General features: G+C 67.2%; 17 protein-coding genes. 9 read left to right on the plus strand and 8 right to left on the minus strand.

The features are described 5' to 3' along the window. Positions 1 to 7: 7 nt before the first annotated feature. Positions 8 to 1,672, minus strand: coding sequence for an amidase (locus tag ON32_RS08880; RefSeq protein ID WP_083874223.1), 1,665 nt, complete (start codon positions 1,670 to 1,672; stop codon positions 8 to 10). Positions 1,673 to 1,918: 246 nt separating this feature from the next. Further along, positions 1,919 to 2,071: a hypothetical protein gene (locus ON32_RS28765; RefSeq protein WP_157224131.1), complete on the minus strand. Its 153-nt coding sequence runs from the start codon at positions 2,069 to 2,071 to the stop codon at positions 1,919 to 1,921. A gap of 260 nt (positions 2,072 to 2,331) precedes the next feature. Here ON32_RS28765 and ON32_RS08885 point away from each other — a divergent pair, with 260 nt between their 5' ends. The 3 genes from ON32_RS08885 (at position 2,332) to ON32_RS08895 (ending at position 5,675) form a co-directional block, all read left to right on the plus strand. Continuing rightward, complete coding sequence (locus tag ON32_RS08885; protein ID WP_040790317.1) at positions 2,332 to 3,534, plus strand: argininosuccinate synthase; 1,203 nt, start codon at positions 2,332 to 2,334, stop codon at positions 3,532 to 3,534. 403 nt (positions 3,535 to 3,937) lie between these two features. Then, complete coding sequence (gene argH, locus ON32_RS08890; protein ID WP_040790318.1) at positions 3,938 to 5,347, plus strand: argininosuccinate lyase; 1,410 nt, start codon at positions 3,938 to 3,940, stop codon at positions 5,345 to 5,347. A 4-nt stretch (positions 5,348 to 5,351) separates the two neighbouring features. After that, complete coding sequence (locus ON32_RS08895) at positions 5,352 to 5,675, plus strand: DMT family transporter (protein ID WP_040790319.1); 324 nt, start codon at positions 5,352 to 5,354, stop codon at positions 5,673 to 5,675. Between the two features lie 118 nt (positions 5,676 to 5,793). Here ON32_RS08895 and idi read toward each other — a convergent pair whose 3' ends face one another. Then, positions 5,794 to 6,375 carry an isopentenyl-diphosphate Delta-isomerase gene (gene idi / locus ON32_RS08900; RefSeq protein ID WP_245550893.1) on the minus strand — a complete coding sequence of 194 codons (582 nt, stop codon included), beginning with the start codon at positions 6,373 to 6,375 and terminating at the stop codon, positions 5,794 to 5,796. A 161-nt stretch (positions 6,376 to 6,536) separates the two neighbouring features. Between idi and ON32_RS08905 the strand changes: the two genes are divergently transcribed. Next, complete coding sequence (locus ON32_RS08905) at positions 6,537 to 9,485, plus strand: AMP-binding protein (RefSeq protein WP_040790320.1); 2,949 nt, start codon at positions 6,537 to 6,539, stop codon at positions 9,483 to 9,485. Here the strand turns inward: ON32_RS08905 and rffA are convergent. Both rffA and ON32_RS08915 read right to left on the minus strand, forming a co-directional pair. Beyond that, positions 9,466 to 10,698, minus strand: a complete 1,233-nt coding sequence (gene rffA, locus ON32_RS08910; RefSeq protein WP_083874224.1) for a dTDP-4-amino-4,6-dideoxygalactose transaminase — start codon at positions 10,696 to 10,698, stop codon at positions 9,466 to 9,468. The two genes, ON32_RS08905 and rffA, sit on opposite strands and share 20 nt — an antisense overlap. Beyond that, positions 10,695 to 11,699: a glycosyltransferase gene (locus ON32_RS08915; RefSeq protein WP_051133022.1), complete on the minus strand. Its 1,005-nt coding sequence runs from the start codon at positions 11,697 to 11,699 to the stop codon at positions 10,695 to 10,697. Before ON32_RS08915 ends, rffA begins: the two co-directional genes overlap by 4 nt. 365 nt (positions 11,700 to 12,064) lie before the next feature. Between ON32_RS08915 and ON32_RS08920 the strand changes: the two genes are divergently transcribed. The 3 genes from ON32_RS08920 to ON32_RS08930 are packed head-to-tail and all read left to right on the plus strand — an operon-like array spanning position 12,065 to position 15,007. Then, a complete protein-coding gene (locus ON32_RS08920; RefSeq protein WP_040790371.1) occupies positions 12,065 to 14,281 on the plus strand; it encodes a membrane protein in 2,217 nt (738 codons plus the stop codon). Then, positions 14,278 to 14,775, plus strand: coding sequence for a GtrA family protein (locus tag ON32_RS08925; protein ID WP_040790321.1), 498 nt, complete (start codon positions 14,278 to 14,280; stop codon positions 14,773 to 14,775). Before ON32_RS08920 ends, ON32_RS08925 begins: the two co-directional genes overlap by 4 nt. Positions 14,776 to 14,779: 4 nt before the next feature. After that, positions 14,780 to 15,007, plus strand: coding sequence for a Trm112 family protein (locus ON32_RS08930; RefSeq protein WP_040790322.1), 228 nt, complete (start codon positions 14,780 to 14,782; stop codon positions 15,005 to 15,007). 22 nt (positions 15,008 to 15,029) lie between these two features. Here the strand turns inward: ON32_RS08930 and ON32_RS08935 are convergent, their stop codons facing one another. From ON32_RS08935 to ON32_RS08945, 3 genes are read right to left on the minus strand one after another with little or no spacing between them, the layout of a single operon-like run. Further along, positions 15,030 to 15,677, minus strand: coding sequence for a TetR/AcrR family transcriptional regulator (locus ON32_RS08935; RefSeq protein WP_051133023.1), 648 nt, complete (start codon positions 15,675 to 15,677; stop codon positions 15,030 to 15,032). After that, entirely contained in the window at positions 15,674 to 16,465 is a 792-nt protein-coding gene (locus ON32_RS08940; protein WP_051133024.1) for an ABC transporter permease, read from the minus strand. Before ON32_RS08940 ends, ON32_RS08935 begins: the two co-directional genes overlap by 4 nt. After that, a complete protein-coding gene (locus tag ON32_RS08945) occupies positions 16,462 to 17,259 on the minus strand; it encodes an ABC transporter ATP-binding protein (RefSeq protein WP_051133025.1) in 798 nt (265 codons plus the stop codon). Before ON32_RS08945 ends, ON32_RS08940 begins: the two co-directional genes overlap by 4 nt. 133 nt (positions 17,260 to 17,392) lie before the next feature. Between ON32_RS08945 and ON32_RS08950 the strand changes: the two genes are divergently transcribed. Next, the gene (locus ON32_RS08950) at positions 17,393 to 18,013 is read left to right on the plus strand and encodes a DNA-3-methyladenine glycosylase (protein WP_040790324.1); all 621 of its coding nucleotides are present in this window, start codon (positions 17,393 to 17,395) and stop codon (positions 18,011 to 18,013) included. 114 nt (positions 18,014 to 18,127) lie between these two features. Next, a complete protein-coding gene (tyrS, locus tag ON32_RS08955; RefSeq protein WP_040790374.1) occupies positions 18,128 to 19,417 on the plus strand; it encodes a tyrosine--tRNA ligase in 1,290 nt (429 codons plus the stop codon). Positions 19,418 to 19,738 lie beyond the last annotated feature (321 nt).

Consider the following 19,738-nt stretch of genomic DNA (forward strand, 5'->3'; position numbering starts at 1 on the left):
CCGCCGATCAGTCCGTGCTCGGCACGAAGGTGACGGCGGGGAGGGCGGCGTCGGTATTGGTCGGGTCCGGGCCGGGGCCCGGAGCGGTGATATTCGCGGCCGGGAGAGCACGGGGCGCGGGGCGTAGGGGCGGGGTCTCGCGCCAGACCGGGTCGGCGGCCTGGAGCTCCAGCCCGAGCGCGATGAGCTCGGCCTCCGCCCAGGCCCGCCCACCGAGTTGGACACCGAAGGGGAGTCCGGTTGCGGCGGAGCGGCCTGCGGGGAGCGCGAGTGCCGGTACTCCGGTGTAGTTGGCCCAGGTGACCGGCGCCTGGCTCTCGAGCTGTTCGATGGGGGAGATATTGCGCGGTACGCGGTCGGTCACCGCGCCCGGCAACACCACCGCATCGAGCTGTTCGGCGTTCAGCATCTGGTTGTATTCATGTTGATAGCGGGCCCGATCGCGTTCCAGTTTCCAGTAATCGGCCGCGGGTAGGGTCAGGGCGCCCAGCGCCGTGCCGACGGCGATGGCGCTCGCCGGCGAGTATTGGTCGATTCGGTCGGCCCACTGCTGGTGGTAGGCGCCGGTCTCCACGGCGTCGCCCATCGCCAGACCGGTGGGTTCCATGGGCATGGTGATATCGCGCAGTTCACCGCCGAGACGGGTGATCAGGTCCAGGAAGCGGTTCAGCAGGGTGGCCAGCTCGCTCGGTAACGCTTCGGCCGCCGCCCGCCCGACACCGAACCGTTTACCGGCCAGGGGCTTGTCACCGCCGACCGGAGCCAGTGGATATCCCTCGGGCGGAAGCGGCGGCGCGGCCAGGGTCACCGGGTCCCGCCGGTCGGCGCCCGCGATGGCGGAGAGTAGGAGCGCGGCATCGGCGATGCCCTGCCCCATCGTGCCCACATGGTCCTTGCTCCACGAGACCGGGATGACGCCGTATTTGCTGACGCGACCGAAGGTGGGTTTGATCGCGCTCACCCCGCATCGCGAGGCGGGGATCCGAAGCGAACCGCCGGTGTCGACGCCGAGGGCCAATGGGGCGAACCGCGCTGCCACCACGGCGGCACTGCCACCGGAGGAGCCACCGACGATGGCGGTCGGATCCCAGGGATTGCCGACCTGTGGGCAGGTGGTCGTCAGCCCGAATTCATCGGTGTGCGCATGGCCGATCAGCACCGCTCCCTGCTCCCGGAGCGACCGCCACACGGTGGCGTCACCGGCGGCGATATTTCCTTCCAACAGCCGACTCGACGCGGTGAGCGGCAGGCCGGCGGCGGCGATCACGTCCTTCATCGCGATCGGTAGTCCACAGATCGGCGGGGCGTCTCCCGAGGCCAATCGCCGGGCGGCCTGCTCTGCCTGGTCGTACGCCGTCTCCGGGTAGGTGCGTACCCAGGCGTTGAGGGAGCCGTCGAACTCGGCGCTGCGCCGAAGGCAGGCCTCCAGGAGTTCCCGGGGATGTAGCCGTTTGGCCTGTAATAGGCTCGCCGCCTCGACCGCGGACAGTCGCGCCGGATCGGCGACATCGATCGTCGCGGGATCGGGCAGCGCCACCGAGGACGGAACGGGGGTGCGGAGAGCCGGTGGTCGCGCCGCCGCGCGCGGCGGCCGAGCCAGCATCGTGGTGGCGATTCCGGCGCCGAGTCCCGTTGTCCGAACGAACGACCTTCGTGATATCCCTCCGGTCATCGGTCTGCACCCACGTTCTCGGTCTGCCCGATCCCGGCGATATCGTCTCCTCCCAAGCACCGCACCGGTAAACTCTACCGGACCGTGTGCCCATCGCCGGCATGGTGTTTTTTCTTGACTCCGAAGGGAATTGCTCTCCGATTGCCGGTCGGTTCGTGGGGAGGTGTCGTGGCGGCGCGGAGGTTTGCCGCCGGGGTTCGGTGATGGTCCGGATATGCGCTCACGGAGTCCTGTTCCGCCTGCGGGCTAATTCACTTCGGCGAAGAACGCCTGTAGATACGGGGTCGCTGCTTCGAAGCCGATACGAGCGAAGGTGAGTCCGGCGTTGCCCAGGGTGACGAGGTAGTAGCCGATGAGCTCGTAATGGGCCTCCGCGAATTGCTGTAGCTGTTCCGACATGGTCGATCCTCGGGTGGTCGACGAATCCTCGGGTGGTCGACGAAATGGAAGGGATACGACCAGCCTCCCACCGTGGGCTCGGCGGGCCAAGGTTTCGGGCACTATCCGTGCAGTTCAGAAGCGTATTCACCCCGATTGTGCATGAGATTGCATAATCGTGCATAATCATTTGAAGAACCGGCGCGCGCCGAATCGGCAACGGGGCAGCATACTGCTCCCTGACAGCCGTAGATCCCACAACCATCGAGGAGCACCAGAACATGTCCGATCGCGTCGTACTCGCCTACTCCGGTGGGCTGGACACCTCCGTCGCCATCAGCTGGATAGGCAAGGAGACCGGCGCCGAGGTCGTGGCCGTGGCCATCGACCTGGGGCAGGGCGGCGAGGACATGAATGTGGTGCGTCAGCGCGCCCTGGACTGTGGCGCCGTGGAGGCCGTCGTGGTGGACGCCCGGGACGAGTTCGCCGACGACTACTGCCTGCCCACCATCCAGGCCAACGCCCTCTACATGGGCCAGTACCCTCTGGTCTCGGCCATCAGCCGGCCGCTCATCGTCAAGCACCTGGTGGAGGCCGCCAAGTTCCACGGCGCCGACACGGTCGCGCACGGATGCACCGGTAAGGGCAACGACCAGGTGCGCTTCGAGGTCGGTATCGGCGCCCTGGCGCCCGACCTGAACGTGATCGCCCCGGTCCGCGACTACGCCTGGACCCGGGAGAAGGCGATCGCCTTCGCCGAGGAGAACAACCTCCCGATCAATGTCACCAAGAAGTCCCCGTTCTCCATCGACCAGAACGTCTGGGGCCGCGCCGTCGAAACCGGTTTCCTCGAGGACCTGTGGAACGCGCCCACCAAGGACGTCTACGACTACACCGCCGACCCGACCGTCAACTTCGAGGCCCCCGACGAGCTGATCATCACCTTCGACAAGGGGGTGCCGGTCGCCATCGACGGCCGTCCGGTCAGCGTGCTCGAGGCCATCACCGAACTCAACGAGCGCGCCGGTCGTCAGGGCGTCGGCCGCCTCGACATGGTGGAGGACCGGCTCGTCGGCATCAAGAGCCGGGAGATCTACGAGGCACCGGGCGCCATCACCCTGATCACCGCGCATCAGGCGCTGGAGAACGTCACCCTGGAACGGGAACTGGGTCGGTACAAGCGTCAGGTCGAGCAGCGCTGGGGCGAGCTGGCCTATGACGGCCTGTGGTTCTCCCCGCTCAAGCGGGCCCTGGATGCCTTCGTTCTCGACACGCAGCAGCACGTCTCCGGCGATATCCGGCTGGTGCTGCACGCCGGCTCCGCCGTGGTCAACGGCCGCCGCAGCGAACAGTCGCTGTACGACTTCAACCTCGCCACCTACGACGAGGGCGATACCTTCGACCAGTCACTGGCCAAGGGCTTCGTCCAGATTCACGGCCTGTCCTCCAAGGTCGCCGCCCGCCGCGATCTGAACCAGAAGTAATCCGAACGCCGCCCACGGTGGCATTGCGGTATGTACCCAGCGGATCGACCGGTGTCCCCGAACCGAATCGGCGGAGGTTCGACGGGGCCGCGAGGGTTCCGGCAATGCCACCGGGCGGCGTGTCCATCCCGGCCGTGATCTTTCCGCCGGTCGGAACGGCTCCGCCGCCGGAGGGCGACACTCGGGACGAGCGGCCCCTCCGCGTCCCGCGGAACACGATCGAATACAACTCGAGTCGGTACACCGACGGCCAACCCCAACCTTGGCGGTCGGTGCCTGCCCCGGGGCCGGTCCGATCGGAGCGATGTCGCACCGCGGTGACGCAGCGGGAGGGAAGGCCTGAGGTCACGATGGACCGACCCGCGCCGCCGCAAGCGGCGCAATCGAACAGGCAGGAGATGTAGTGGGTACCAATGAAGGCGCGTTGTGGGGCGGGCGGTTCGCTTCCGGACCCGCGGCGGCGATGGCGGCGCTGAGCAAATCGACTCAGTTCGACTGGGCGCTGGCGCCCTATGACATTCGTGCCTCCAAGGCACATGCCCGGGTATTGCACAAGGCCGGGCTGCTGTCGGAGGGGGAGCTGACGGATATGCTCGCCGGCCTGGACCGATTGGCCGCCGATGTCGCCTCGGGGGAATTCGGTCCCGCCGAGTCCGACGAGGATGTGCACGGTGCGCTCGAGCGCGGGCTCATCGAGCGGGTCGGTCCGGAACTGGGTGGCCGATTGCGCGCCGGACGTTCCCGTAACGACCAGGTGGCGACGCTGTTCCGGATGTGGCTGCGCGATGCCGTCCGGCGTATCGCGGCGGGACTGCTCGAGGTGGTGGACGCCCTGGTCGCCCAGGCCGCCGCTCATCCGGATGCGGTGATGCCCGGCAAAACGCATCTGCAGGCCGCCCAGCCGGTGTTGCTCGCGCATCATCTGCTGGCGCATGCCCACCCACTGCTGCGTGATATCGATCGATTGCGCGATTTCGACAAGCGGGCCGCCATCTCGCCGTACGGGTCGGGCGCGCTGGCCGGTTCGTCGCTCGGGTTGGATCCCGAGGCCATTGCCGCCGAGTTGGATTTCACCGCTGCCGCGGCCAACTCCATCGATGCCACATCCGCCCGTGATTTCGCCGCCGAAGCGGCCTTCGTGCTGGCCATGATCGGCGTGGATCTGAGTCGGATGGCCGAAGAAGTGATCATCTGGAGCACCCCGGAGTTCGGCTATGTCACTCTTGCCGATGCCTGGTCGACCGGTTCGTCGATCATGCCCCAGAAGAAGAACCCCGATGTCTCCGAGCTCACGCGCGGTAAGGCCGGACGACTGATCGGCAATCTCACCGGCCTGTTGGCAACGCTCAAGGCGCAGCCGTTGGCCTACAACCGGGATCTGCAGGAGGACAAGGAGCCGCTGTTCGATTCGGTGGCGCAGCTGGAACTGCTGTTGCCGGCCATTGCCGGTCTGGTCTCGACCCTGACCTTCCACACCGATCGGATGGCCGAACTGGCGCCGGCCGGGTTCACCCTTGCCACTGATATCGCCGAGTGGTTGGTCCGGCAGGGAGTGCCGTTCCGGGTGGCGCACGAGGCCGCCGGCGCCTGTGTTCGGGCCGCGGAGGCGCGTGGAGTCGGGCTGGACGAGCTGACCGACGCGGAGTTCGCCGCCATCGATCCCGCGCTCACCCCTCGGGTTCGCGAGGTGTTGACCGTCGAGGGTTCGATCGCCTCTCGCGCCGCGCGCGGTGGTACCGCCGGGGTGCGGGTCGCCGAACAGCTCGACGAGGTTCGACAGGAGGCGGAGCGGGTAAGGGTGTGGTTGGGTTGATCGGGTGACGCTGCTCTTCCTGGCCCTGGCCATCGTTTCGGAGATATCGGCGACCATTTCGCTGAAGCTGTCCGAGGGGTTCACCAAACCGGTTTTCTCGACCGTGGTGGTGATCGGCTATGTGGCGTCCTTCGCCTGTCTGTCCCAGGCATTGACGCGAGGGATGGCGGTGAGCGTGGCCTACGGTGTCTGGTCCGCGGTGGGGGTCGCCGCGGTCGCGACCATCGGGGCGCTCTTCTTGGGGGAGCGCCTGACCTTGGCGCAGGTGGGCGGAATCGTGCTCGTGATCCTCGGGGTTCTGGCCCTGGAGCTCGGTGGAGCGCATTGATCCCGCTGTTCTGTGGCGTGGTGGCCGGCGTCCCGGGGAGGATAGATGTCAATACGAGGATATGCGCATTGAAATATGTGATCCGCTATGACGACCTCTGGACGATGCGAATGTGGGATCAGCGTCCGGTTCGCGGGGTGGTCGCCACATCCAATACACCGGGAAGCCAGGGGCTGTAGTGGCCGGGATTCGCGGCCAGCGCCACCCGGAGCTCCGCCGGGTGGACCCAGCGATGGTCGGCCACTTCCGTCGGGTTCGGGCGAGGGGTTTCGGTGTCGAGCAGGCCGACGAGCACATGGTCCCATTCGTGCTCGATATGGCCGCTCTGTGGGTCTTCGGCGCGATATCGGTACACCCCGGCCTCGGTGAGCGGGGTGCTCAACCCCATTTCCTCGAGGAGCCGGATCGTCGCCGAATCGGTGACCGGCCGTCCGGGTGCCGGATGTCCACAGCAGGTGTTGGACCAGCGGGCCGGGAAGCGGGTCTTACCGTGCGCGCGCTGCTGTAACAGCACCCGACCGGCCCGGTCGAACAGCAGCACAGAGAATGCCCGGTGCAGCAGCCCGGGCGCCCGGTGCGCGTGGGCGACCGGACATGAACCCACAGCGTGGCCGGTATCGTCGACGAGTTCGACGGGAAGGGCCTCGCGATCGTGGGGCGGCGGTGCCGCGATGGTCTCGGGGGGCGCGGTGTCGGTCACGATCCCACCATATCGGCGACGGATTACGCACCGGTGTTCTCCGGAGGTCCATGATGGAACACGTCACAGGAAGGTTGTGGTGTGGTTTATGGGAAGCTCGTAGGGACACATCGGGGCGCGTGTGAGGTGTGTCACTTAGAGGTAGGGTCTGGGAGCGGATCGTGAAGCTGAGTGTGCGGAATGTGGTCGGGTCGATGCGGCGGGTGTTGGCGACCGCACAGAACGGTCTGGAGGTGATCCGGTTCGGCGGGCTCACCGGCGGGGCCGAGTCCTCGCCGTTCGAGGTGGTCGAACGGCGTCGCATGTACCGGCTGCGACACTACTTCCCGAACGACGTTGCCCCCGGCGCCCCGGTTGCGGTGCTGGTGCCGCCACTCATGCTCAATGCCGATGTCTGGGATGTGAACGCCGATGACGGGGCGGTGGGGATCCTGCACCGGGCCGGTATCGATTGCTGGGTGGTGGATTTCGGTTCACCCGCCGTGGAGGAGGGCGGGTGGAAACGCGATCTGGCCGACCATGTGCTGGCCGTGAACAGCGCCATCGATACGGTGTGCGCGACGACCGGCAGGAACGTGCACCTCATGGGGTATTCGCAGGGCGGGATGTTCGCCTATCAGACCACGGCGTTCCGATACGGCAAGGGTGTGGCCAGTATCGTGACGTTCGGCAGCCCCGTCGACAGCGTGGCCGGTATGCCACTGGGCATACCGCACGACGCCGTCACCGATCTGCTGAATTTCGTGGCCGACCATGTGACCCCCCGCCTGGGTATTCCCGATTCCATGGTGCGGATCGGCTTCCAGCTGCTGGATCCGGTGAAAACGGCGAAGGCGCGTATCGATTTCCTGCGTCAACTGCACGATCGGGAGGCGCTGCTGCCCAAGGAACGGCAGCGTCGGTTCATCAACAGTGAGGGTTGGGTCGGCTATCCGGCGCCCGCCGTGGCGGATCTGCTGAAACAGTTCGTGGTGCACAACCGGATGATGTCGGGCGGGTTCGTAATCCGCGATCAGCCGATATCGCTCGCCGAGCTGAAATGCCCGATCCTGGCGTTCGTCGGCGAGGTCGACGATATCGGTCAGCCCGCGGCGGTGCGCGGTATCGTGCACGCGGCGCCGAATGCCGATGTCTACGAAGCCAGTTTGGTGGCGGGGCATTTCGGTCTGGTGGCCGGTTCGGTGGCGAGCAAACACACCTGGCCGCTGGTGCGGGACTGGATCGGCTGGATGGAGGGTAGAAACCCGCTCCCCGACGAGATCCATCCCATGACCGAGCACGAACCCGCCACCGTCCCGCGCACCGCCATGCGGCGCACCGCACACGCCGTGGCCTCGTTGGCCGAGGCCGGGGGCGGGGTGGGCAAGGTGTTCGAGGTGCTCGCCGGCAATACCGCCCGCAGCGCCATCGGCCTGGTCGAGGAGGCCGCCCGTGCATTGCCGCGCCTGACCCGGCTCGGCTCCATCCAGCCGAACACCCCGATCTCGCTCGGCAAACTCATGGCGGAGCAGGCCGAACGGACCCCGTCGGGAGAATGCTTCCTCTTCGACGATCGGGTGCACACCCACGCTGCCGTCGACCGGCGGATCGACAATGTGGTGCGTGGTCTCATCTCCGTCGGAGTGCGGCCCGCCATGCGGATCGCGGTGGTGATGGAGACCCGTCCCAGCGCCCTGGTGACGGTGGCGGCGCTGTCACGGCTCGGCGCTGTCGCGGTGTTGTTGGCGCCGGGCAGTGAACTGCCGGAGGCCGTGGCGCGCACCGGGGCCAAGTTCCTGGTCTCGGATCCGGAGAACGTGCGGTACGCCGCCGCGGCGGGTGTGCGGGTGCTGGTTCTCGGCGGCGGTGATTCACGCGGGCTGACGGCCCCGCTCGGCGCCGACCTGATCGACCTGGAGCAGATCGATCCGGAGGCGGTGCACCTGCCCGGCTGGTACCGACCCAATCCAGGTCTGGCCCGCGAGCTCGCCTTCATCCTGGTCGCCGGCACCGGTGATCGGCTCGAGATCAAACACATCACCAATCACCGCTGGGCCCTATCCGCGTTCGGCACCGCTTCGGCGGCCGATCTCGACCACCGTGACACGGTGTACTGTCTTGCGCCGCTGCATCATTCGTCCGGTCTGCTGGTGAGTCTGGGCGGGGCGATCGCGGGTGGCAGCCGGATCGCGTTGGCCCGGTCGCTGGACCCGTCCCGGTTCGCGGAGGAGGTACACCGCTACGGCGTCACCGTGGTGACCTACACCTGGACGATGCTGCGCGATATCCTCGACGCCCAGGTGTTCCCGGCCGGTCACCGGCATCCGATCCGATTGTTCATCGGCTCCGGTATGCCCGCCGGACTGTGGCGACGCACCCTCGAACAGTTCGCGCCCGCTCGGGTGCTGGAGTTCTACGCCTCCATCGAAGGCGATGTGGTGTTGGCCAATGTGGCCGGTACCAAGCGCGGCTGCAAGGGGCGTCCGCTCCCCGGCACCGCCAGGGTGGAGCTGGTGGCCTACGACCTGGATTCCGGGCAGATCCTGGTGGACGAGTCCGGGTTCGCTCGCTGCTGTGAGGACAACGAGGTGGGGCTGCTGATCGGTTCGGCCTCGGAGGGGGTCGATCTGTCCGCGGGCGGTCTGCGCGGGGTGTTCGCCCCCGGCGACTCCTGGATGCCCACGGAGAACCTGTTCCGTCGCGACAGCGACGGTGACTACTGGCTCGTCGACCATATCGACAATGTGATCCGCACGTCGCGGGGTCCGGTGTACACCCATCCGATCGAGGACATCCTCAACGACATCGCCGCCGTCGATATGGAGGTCGCCTACGGACTGAACGTCGGTGAGCACACTCTCGCGGTCGCGGCGGTGAGTGTTCGGCCCGGTTTCCGGCTCGACCCGGTGGATATCACCGAAGCGCTGCGTGCGCTGCCGCCGGTGCATCGTCCCGACCTGGTGTACGAGGTGGACGATATTCCGCGCAGCCCGTCCTACCGGCCGTCCGCCCGGGCCGTGCGGGAGAACGATCCGCCGCGGCCGGGCCCCCGGACCTGGTGGTACAACCCGGAAAGCGAGAGTTACGAGGTGTTCACCGAGGACACCGCGCTCAGCAGCAGTATTCGGTGACCGCCTCGACGACCCGGGCGACCTGGGCATCGGTGAGCATCGGCCACAGCGGTAGCCGCACGATTGTCGCGGCGAAGCGGGCGCTGCGGGTGCAGGGGATGGGAGTGCGGCCGTATTTCGTACCGGCCGCACTGGTATCCAGCGGAACGTAGTGGAACGGTGCCGTGATACCGCGTTCGGCGAGATGCCGGATGAGCCCGTCGCGCAGTTCCTCGCTGGGCAGACGCAGATAGAACAGGTGTGCCGAGTGCTGCCGATCCGGTGGAACGGTCATCGGCAGCACCCCGTTCGCCGCCGCCCAGTCGGCGAGTCCGTTCGCGTAGGCGTCCCACACCCGATGTCGTTCGGCCTGGATGATGTCGAACTCGGCCAGTTGCGCATCGAGGACGGCGGCATCGAGTTCACTGGGCAGATAACTGGATCCGATGTCCTGCCAGGAGTATTTGTCCACCTGCCCGCGCAGGAATCGGGCCCGGTCGGTGCCCTTTTCCCGGATGATCTCGGCGCGGTCCATCAGGATGTCGTCGGACAACAGCAGGGCGCCGCCCTCGCCGCAGTGCACGTTCTTGGTGTCGTGGAAACTCTGGGTGCCCACGGTGCCGAGGGTGCCCAGATATCGCCCACGCCAGGTGGCGCCGAGACCGTGCGCATTGTCCTCGACGATGGCGATACCGTGCCGCGCGGCCAGTTCCAGCAGTGCGGCCATATCGGCCGCGACACCGCCGTAGTGCATGACCACGATCGCTGCGGTGCGTGGGGTGATGGCCTCGGCCGCGGCCGCCGGGTCGATATTGCCGGTGGCAAGGTCGATATCGACGAAAACGCAGGTCGCTCCGCGTAAGGCGAAGGCGGTGGCCGTCGAGGGGAACGCGAAACTCGGTACGATCACCTCGTCGCCGGGCTCGAGTTCGAGCAGGAGAGCGCCCAGTTCCAGGGCGTGGGTGCACGAGGTGGTCAGCAGAACGTGCGGTGCGCCGGTGATGGCGGCGAGTTTGGCGGTGGCCGCGGCGGTGAACGGTCCGTCACCGTGACGGTGATCGGATCCGAGGACCGCCGTCACGTTCGCGTATTCGGCCGCGGCGCGATAGGGCCTGCTGAAGATGATGCGGTCGTCGCCGGTCGACCGCCGACCGAGTGTGCCGGTCCCGCTGTCGAGGCGCCCCCGTCCACGACGGGGGCGTGCCACGACCGGCCAGGGCTGTCGTCCGCTCATAGGGTTACGGTCTTCTCGCGTCGCACCGGAGTCACCGGTCGGGCGTCGCGAGGGGAATCCGGCGGGCGTGGGGTGGGGGAATCCACCGTCAGATACAGTGGTTTGCCGATCAGGGCGTGCAGCGCCACCCCGAGGTATTCGGCGATCAACCCGAGCGAGAACAGCCCGGCCCCCGAACACAGCAGTACGACGACGATGATGGAGGCCCATCCCTCCGGGTTACCGCCGCCGCCGGTGAGCGCGGTGTAGCCGATCATCGCCGCAAGCGTGACCCCGGCCAGGGCGAGTGTCACCCCGAGCAGGCTCACCAGTCGCAGGCCGCGAGTTCCGGTGCACAGCACCATCTTCCAGAACAGGGAGAACAGCCGCCGGTAGTTGTAGCCGGATTCGGCGCGGCCCTCCGTGCGCAGCAGTACGGGCGCGGTGGCGCGGCGGTCGACTACCCAGGTGAGCGCGACATCCAAATAGATCCCGTTACCGGCGATCTCGGCGAGTCGACGGCCGATATCGCCGCGGATCAACCGGAAACTCTCGAACCGGGTCGAGGCGGGGAAGGCGAACATGGTGGCGAGGACGATTTTCGCGCCGCGGGAGGTGAGGTTGCGCAGGAAGCCGTGGGGGCGGGCGTTGGTCGGTCGGGAATAGACCAGATCGGCGCGTTCGGCCAGCGCGGTATCCAGGAATGTGGCGATGAACGCGGGATCGTGCTGTCCGTCTTCGTCCATGGTGACGATCCAGCCGCCGCGGGCGGCCGCCATCCCGGCGATGGTGGCGGCGTCCTGGCCGAAGTTGCGGCTCAACCAGATCACCCGGACCTGTTCGTATTCGCGCTCCAACCGCTGCAACACGATATCGGAGCGGTCCGGCCCGTGATCGTGGACCAACACGATTTCCTCGACGGCGAAGCGGATACCACCGGGAGTGCGGGTGGGTCGGGCCAACCGGTGCAATTCCCGCACCAGTGCCGCAATGGTCTGTTCACCCCGATGGACGGGCACCACGACCGAAACCGAGCAGGCCGGTGACCCGACCGGCGAATCCGCTTGTAATACGGCGTTTCCCGTGCGCGGGGGCACGGATGCGGGGGGTGTCGCCCTATTCGGCGGAACGCCGGTAACCGACCGGCGTACACCCGGATCCGAAGGAAAAACTCGAGAAGAGAACGGCATTGGCGGTATCGACTTTCGACGACGGAACGCGTGCCGGTGCTCGATGGTGCTCGCTGAGCCCGAGAGTCGTGAACTCTAGCAGGTGAACTGCGGGTCTCGGGGTGAAAGCACCGGGCGCGTCGTCGCGGTCGGATTCGTGGTTGCGGCGGTATGGTCTGCAGTCCGTGGCGGATGGTCGGGGTGGCGATCGGCGGGGTGTGCGCGTGTGGGGTGCGGTCTGCGCACTGGGGGTGGTGATCGGGTATCTCGCGGTGCTCGCCGCGAATCCGCGGCATTTCTACACCGACGACACCGAATCCCAGTACGCCCCGCTGTGGGTGATGACCGGCCGGTATCTGCGTGCCGGTGAGTTCCCGCTCATGGTGCCCGAACACTGGTTGGCGGGTAACTACACGATCGAAGAGGCCGGGCTGCTCAACCCGCCGCAGCTGCTGATCGATCTGCTCGCACCGGCGGTGGACGACCTGGCGTTGTATGCGACAGCGGTGAAACTCATCGTCGCCGTCGCTGTCGGTTTGGGCGTGTATCGGGTTTGCCTCGGCTACGGTTCCCGGCCGCCGTGGGCGGCGGTGGCCGGGGTGTCGTTCCCGTTCAGCGGGTTCGTGCTGTTCTTCGACGCCGCCAGTTGGATGACCGCTTTCACCGGCACCGCGTGGCTGGTGCATGCCTGGGCGTCGGGGCTGCGGTACGCCCGCGGGCGTGGGGGGCCGATACCGGTGTTCGTATTCCTGTATCTGGCGTTTTCGGTGCAGTATGTGTTCCCGGCGGTCGAAGCGGTCGTATTGTTCGGCGCGCTGTTGGTGGGGGAGGCGGTGTACCAGCGGCGGGTGGCGCCGTCGTTGCGGTTGGCGGCGGTATTCGGCTGTGCCGGGCTCGCCGGTCTGCTCACCTACCTGCCGAGTCTGCTCACCGCGGATGTCACCTGGCGGGGTGCGTTCGAGATCCGCAACGATCAGTTCCTCACGGTGCCCTGGTCGGAATCGTTGAACGCGAGTCTGCCCAGCACGTTGCCCGCGTTCGTGTCCTGGTGGGGATATGTGCAGCCACTGCCGATGGTCTATATCGCCTGGTTCGTGATCCCGGCGCTGGCGTTCGTGGACTGGTGGCGCGCGCGGATCGCCGTCCGCGAACTCTGCGGTCCGGCGCTGTTCGCGGTTTCGGTGCTTTTGTGGACTGCCGGACCCGGGACCATGGGTCCGCTGCGCTGGCCGGCCCGGGTCCTGCCGATGCTGGCGTTGGCGCTGCTGGTGCTGGTGTGTGTACTGCTCGGTCGGTTCGGCACCACCGCGGGATGGCGGCGGCGGGGGGTGGTCGCGGGTCTGCTGATCGGGGTGCTGCTGTTGCGGTCGCTGGCCGCCGCCCCACCGGAGGCGATTCGGCATCTGCTGTCCGCGTTGGGGGTGGCCGCGCTCGGGGCGGTGGTGGTGTGGCTGGGTCGCGTCCGGGGCGCGGCGCCTGCCTGTGTGGTGGCCCTCGCCGCCGTGATCCCTATCGCCTACCTGCAGGTGCGCTCCGCCCAACCCACGCCGATGAGCTGGCAGTTGCCCGAGCGGCGGTCGGAGATGAAGGCCGCGTTTCCCGATTTCGCGGGCACCACCCTGCAACTGGGCGATCGTGCCCTGATCGCCCCCGATCGGCGCACCCTCGACGGCGCCTACGGTTCTCTCGCCTTCGGTAACTACGCCAAGAACCTGGAACTGGATTATGTGGGCGGATATACCCCCAACGGCCACTTCCACTTCGGTCATCTGCTGTGTATGCGCTGGGATGGCAGTGTTTGCCCTGATGCCTATCGGCGGGCGTTCGCCGTCGAACCCGAGACCGGTCGCACCTTCGTCGATCTGATGAACGTCGACCGGGTGGTCCTGCACCGGGCCCTGTTTCCCGACGCGCGAAACGATCCCGCGCCGCCAGGGTGGCGGTGGGTGGAATACCCCGGCCACGAAAACGAGATCGCCGTCCTCGAACGTGTCGACGGTCCGGTTTCCACGCGGCACGGTCGGGTCTCCCATACCGACGGCGTCAGTGCGACCACCCTGGCGGAATCCGATACCACGAGCCGGGTTCGGGTGGATTCACCCGCAGGCGGCCGCGTGGTTTTCGCCCGCCTGGGTTGGCCCGGCTACCGCGCCCATCTCGATGGCCGACAGATCCCCATAGATGTGGTGGCCCGTACCTTCGTCGCAGTGGATATCCCGCCCGGAACCAGTGGGGCCGAACTGGAACTCACCTGGCGCCCGCCCGGATGGAAGATCGGTATCCTCACCGGCGCGGTGGGGCTGCTCGGTCTGGTCGTCCTGCAGTGGGCGTATACGCGCTCCCGCCGTCGCTATGACGTATTCGACGGGCGCTCGTTCGTTTCGACCGGTGGGTCGATGATCGAACACCCGGATCCGGTGGGTGCCCGCGTATGAGCACCGATCCCGTCGCGCGACCGATATCGCCGTCGCATCCGGGGGGTACCACCTCCCGCCGCGACGGTCGTGGCTCGACGCACCACCCCGGTCCGCTGTTGCGTTTCGTGCGCCGACAGGAACTCGCCTTCGCCGTGGTCGGTGTGGGGAACACGGTGATGGGCATCGGTCTGACGGTCGCCTGGCTGACCGTGCTAGGTGATTCCGTACCGCCCTCGGTGGGGGTGGTTGCCGCCTACGCCACCGGTGTCACCGTCGCCTTCGTCGCGCATCGCACCTTGGTCTTCCGGGTGCGTGGACGGGTATGTCGCGATTTTCTGGCCTTCGTCGTGGTGAACTGCGGGGGACTGGCGCTCAATGCCGTGTTCCTCGAGACGGCCGTCACCGTGTTCGGATTTCCCCGTGCCCCGGCCGCTGTCGTGGTGATGGGCGCGGTCGCGGTTGTCACCTTCTTCGGCCACCGATATGTCTCGTTTCGCCGCCCGGTAGGTTGAGGACATGTCGGAAACCGTTCTGGACGCCACCTTGCTGAGCCTGCTCGCCTGCCCGGAGGACAAAGGCCCCCTGCACCTGGTTCGCACCGACGACGGGGCGGACGTGCTCTACAACCCTCGGCTGCGGCGCGCGTACCCGATCGACAACGGGATCCCGGTACTGCTCGTGGACGAGGCCCGCACCGTGGACGACGCCGAACACGAACGGCTCACCGCCCGGTTGGAGTCCTGAGCGACCCCGGCCGCGCCCACGCTCATGTCGTGGGCTCGACCTCCGGCAGCGGGAGCGGCTCGTATTCTCCGGAATAGATATCGCCGGTGAGATAGCGCTGCACCGTGGGGCCCACGGCCGCTGCGAGCAGCTCCGGCGATACGGTCGCGATCGGTTCGATGGCCAGCACCTTGCGGGTCAGCAGTAGACCGGCCATCTGCGAGGCCGCCAGGCTCATCCGCAGCCGGCCGTCGTCGGTGTCGGTGGCGATACGCGACCGAACCCGTTCGAGGATCACCTGCGTCAGGAAGTCGCGGGTCAGTGAACTCGCCCCTCCGCCGAAGAGGCTGCGCGCCATCGCCACCGCCCCGGCTCCCGCGGGAGAATCCCATACCCCGACCACCGTTGCGACAATGGTTTCACCCAGCCGGTCCAGTGGTGTCGCGTCCAGCCGACGCAGAATCACCTCCGGATCGATCGGCAACTCCACCACGGCCGCGAACAGTTGCTGTTTGGTGCCGAAGTAGTGGTGTACCAGGGCGGGGTCCACCCCGGCGTCGGCGGCCACCGCGCGAATCGATGTCTTGTCGAATCCGGCGTCCGCGAATCGGGACCGCGCGGCGGCGAGTATGGCCTCCCGCGCCCCCGACCGCCCCGGGCGACGTCCGGATCGACCACCGGATGTGTTCATGCGGTCCGCCTCCGCAGGGTCGCCGCTCCCAGGCACAGGGCCGCCACCGCGAATCCGGCTACCACCGCCAGATCCCGCCACATGGCTGCGGTCGGCTCGGGATGATTCGCCACCTGCTGTAGCGCGTCCACTGCATAGCTCAGCGGCAGCGCATTGCTGATGGCCTCCAACCAGCCCGGTAGCTGGTGGCGCGGCACCAGCAGGCCACACAGGAACAGCTGCGGTGCCGTCACCAGCGGCATGAACTGCACCGCCTGGAATTCGGTGCGGGCGAACGCGCTGCACAACAGCCCCAACGCGACCCCGAGGACCGCGTCGACCACGGCGATCAGCACCACCCACCCGGGGCTGCCCATCGAGTCGAGTCCGAGCAATCCGAACGCCACCAGACAGGCCACCACCGCCTGCACCGCCGCGGCCAGCGAGAACGCGGTGCCGTAGCCGCCGAGCAGGTCGAGTTTGCCCATGGGCGTGGTGAGCAGTCGCTCGAGGGTGCCGGAACTGCGTTCCCGTTGCATGGAGATGGCGGTGATCAGGAACATGACGATGAACGGCAGGATGCCGAGCATGCTCATTCCGACCCGGTCGAACAGCGGCACCGACCCGGGGGCGGTCGGGACTTCGTCGTAGATGAAGTACAGCAGGGTCATCAGCAGGGCGGGCACCACCGCGATCATCGCCACGGTGCGGTGATCACCGCGTAGTTGCCGCAGGATCCGGCCGGTGGTCGCCAGGTACGCGGCGAACGGGCGCGGTCCGGTTACCGGCTGCTCGACGATGGTGGTCATACGATCTCCTCCTCCGGACGCGCCGGGGGCGCGAGGGCTTCGTCGCCTTCGGGATGTGACCGTTCCTGCCCGGCCTCCATTGTGATCAGGGCGAGGAAGGCGCGCTCCAGGTTCTGTTCTCCGGTACGTTCCCGTAGTTCGTCCGGGGTGAGCTGTGCCAGCAGTCGGCCTTCGCGCATCAGTAGCAGCCGATCGCAGTGCTCGGCCTCGTCCATTACATGGCTGGACACCAGCAGGGTCGTTCCCGCGTCGGCCAGCTCCCGGAACTGTTTCCACAGATCGACCCGCAGAACGGGGTCGAGTCCGACGGTCGGTTCGTCGAGCACCAGCAGTTCGGGTCCCGCCACCAATGCGCAGGCCAGTGAGGCCCGGGTGCGTTGTCCGCCGGACAGTTCGTCACCGCGTTGCTGCTGATGGTCCGACAATCCCACCGCGTCCAGCGCCGATTCGACCTCCGTGCGCCCGCGTCCGTAGAGCGCGGCGAAATAGGCCACGTTGTCCCGCACGCTGATATCGGGGTAGATGCTGGGCTCCTGGGTGACGTATCCGATCCGGCTGCGCAGTCGCGCGCTGCCGGCCGGCAGCCCCAGCGCGTGAACTGTTCCGCCCGCCACCACCTGTGTTCCCACGATGCAGCGCATCAGGGTGGTTTTCCCGCATCCCGAGGGTCCGAGCAGTCCGGTGATCGAACCGCGGGGAATGGTCAGCGAGATCTCGCGCAACACCTCGTGTCCGCCGCGGCGCACCGTGAGGTCGCGCACTTCGACGGCGGATGAAGGTAGGGATTTCGTCATGACCGCCTCAATTCATCAGGCGTTGAATTCATCTATCGGTGAATTTAGTCTTCCTGTCGTCTGCCGGCAATACCCGTGGGCGTGATGGGCGGGGCTGCGGACGGGTGCTCGCCCGGCTGCGACAATCCGGGACGTGAGTGCCGAAGAACTTGCCGTCGATCCGGTGTCCGCCGCCCGCCGTCTGCTCGGCGCGACCCTGTGGTCGGGGCCGGTCGGGGTGCGCATCGTGGAAGTGGAGGCCTACGGTGGCGATCCGGCCGGTCCCTGGCCCGATCCGGCGGCCCATTCCGGTCGGGGTCGGACTCCACGCAACGCCGCGATGTTCGGGCCGCCGGGGCGGCTGTACGTGTACCTGAGCTACGGCATGCACACCTGTGTGAATGTCATCAGTGGTCCGGACGGCGTGGCCAGTGGGGTTCTGATGCGGTCGGGGGAGGTGGTCGCCGGTCACGACATGGTCCGGGAACGGCGTGGTCCGGCCCGTCGCGCCGTCGACCTCGCCAAAGGGCCGGGCAACCTGGGTAGTGCTCTCGGCATCCGGCTCGCCGACTACGGCACCGATCTGTTCGATCCGAACTCCGCCATCCGTCTCGAGCTCGGGCCTCCGGTCCCCGCATCACGGATCGCCGCGGGACCTCGGGTGGGGGTCAGTACGGCCGCCGACCGGCCGTGGCGACTGTGGCTGCCGGAGTCCGCGGCGGTCTCGGCCTACCGGCGCAGTCCACGCGCCCCCCGCATCGAGCGGACGGCGTGAATCGGCGGCTCCCATCGGCACCCGCCGGGGCCGGGAGCCGTATTCGGGACCAGGTTGGTGATCGGACCCACCGCGCGCACGTCCGGTGCGGCCGGTGCGGAAAGATGGGGCACCGTGAGCAGCGACATCATCGACGAATTGACCTGGCGCGGTCTCATCGCGCAGTCCACCGACCTCGACGCGCTGCGTGCGGCGCTGGCCGCCGGCCCCCTGACCCTCTATGCCGGTTTCGACCCGACCGCGGCCAGTCTGCACGCGGGGCATCTGGTCCCCCTGCTGGCGCTGAAACGCTTCCAGCGTGCGGGGCATCGGCCGATCGTGCTCGCCGGTGGGGCCACCGGTTTGATCGGTGACCCGCGTGAGGTCGGTGAGCGCACCATGAACTCCGCCGACACCGTGGCGGGATGGGCCGAGCGAATCCGTTCCCAGCTGGAGCGTTTCGTCGATCTCGACGGTTCGCCCACCGGTGCGGTGATCGTGAACAACATGGACTGGACGGGTTCGTTGACCGCCGTCGACTTCCTGCGCGATATCGGCAAGCATTTCTCGGTGAATGTCATGCTCGCCCGTGACACCGTCAAACGGCGGTTGGAGGGGGAAGGCATTTCCTACACCGAATTCAGCTATATGCTGTTGCAGGCCAACGACTACGTGCAGTTGCGTCGGGCATACAACTGCCGGCTGCAGATCGGTGGCTCCGATCAGTGGGGCAACATCATCGCCGGGGTGGAATTGAACCGGCGCCTGGACGGCGAGCAGGTTCACGCCCTGACGGTGCCGTTGGTGACCTCCGCCGACGGTAAGAAGTTCGGCAAATCCACCGGTGGCGGCAGCCTGTGGCTCGATCCGGAGCTGACCAGTCCGTACGCCTGGTACCAGTACTTCATCAACACGGCCGATGCCGATGTGATCCGCTACCTGCGCTGGTTCACCTTCCTGGACCGGGAGGAACTGGCCGAACTCGAACAGGCCACCGCCGAACGCCCGCATGCGCGCGAGGCGCAGCGCCGGCTCGCGGCGGAAATGACGACCCTGGTGCACGGGGAGGAGAACACCAAGGCCGTCCAACTGGCGAGTCAGGCCCTCTTCGGACGCGCCGAACTCCGTGATCTGGACGAGGCGACCCTGGCCGCCGCATTGCGTGAGGCTGCGGTGGACGGCACGGTCGCGACCGTCGAACCCGGCCGGGACACGATTGTCGATCTCCTGGTGGCCTCGGGTCTGTGCGAGAGCCGGGGTGCGGCTCGCAGGACGGTGAACGAAGGGGGCGCATCGGTGAACAATCAGCGCGTAAACGATCTGGAATGGACCCCGAAAAGCACTGATTACCTGCATGGACGGTGGTTGGTGCTGCGCCGCGGCAAACGTAATTTCGCGGGGGTTTACCGGGATCCGAGAAATTGATCTTGGTGGCCTGAGTCACATTCGTGTGATTCAGGCCCCGGATTGCCTTTCTGGCGGGCCTCTGACCTGCGGAAATGGCACCGCGAAGTGGCGATTTGACGTAGCGTTCTCCGCCGCGTAACTTATTCCACGTCAGAGCGACACGGACACCGACCAGGGGCCCGGAGCGAGGCGGAAACGCCGAGCCGGAGGGACCAGGGAAAACGAGGTAGGACGAGGAGCGCCGACACTGACCGACCGAAGATGCGGAGTTTGACTCTGAGCCACTGGTCGGTTAACCTAGAAAAGTTGCCTCACAGAAGGCTGGTGGTACCAGCTCGG

The sequence above is a fragment of the Nocardia paucivorans NBRC 100373 genome (assembly GCF_000308675.1).
Lineage (GTDB): Bacteria > Actinomycetota > Actinomycetes > Mycobacteriales > Mycobacteriaceae > Nocardia > Nocardia paucivorans.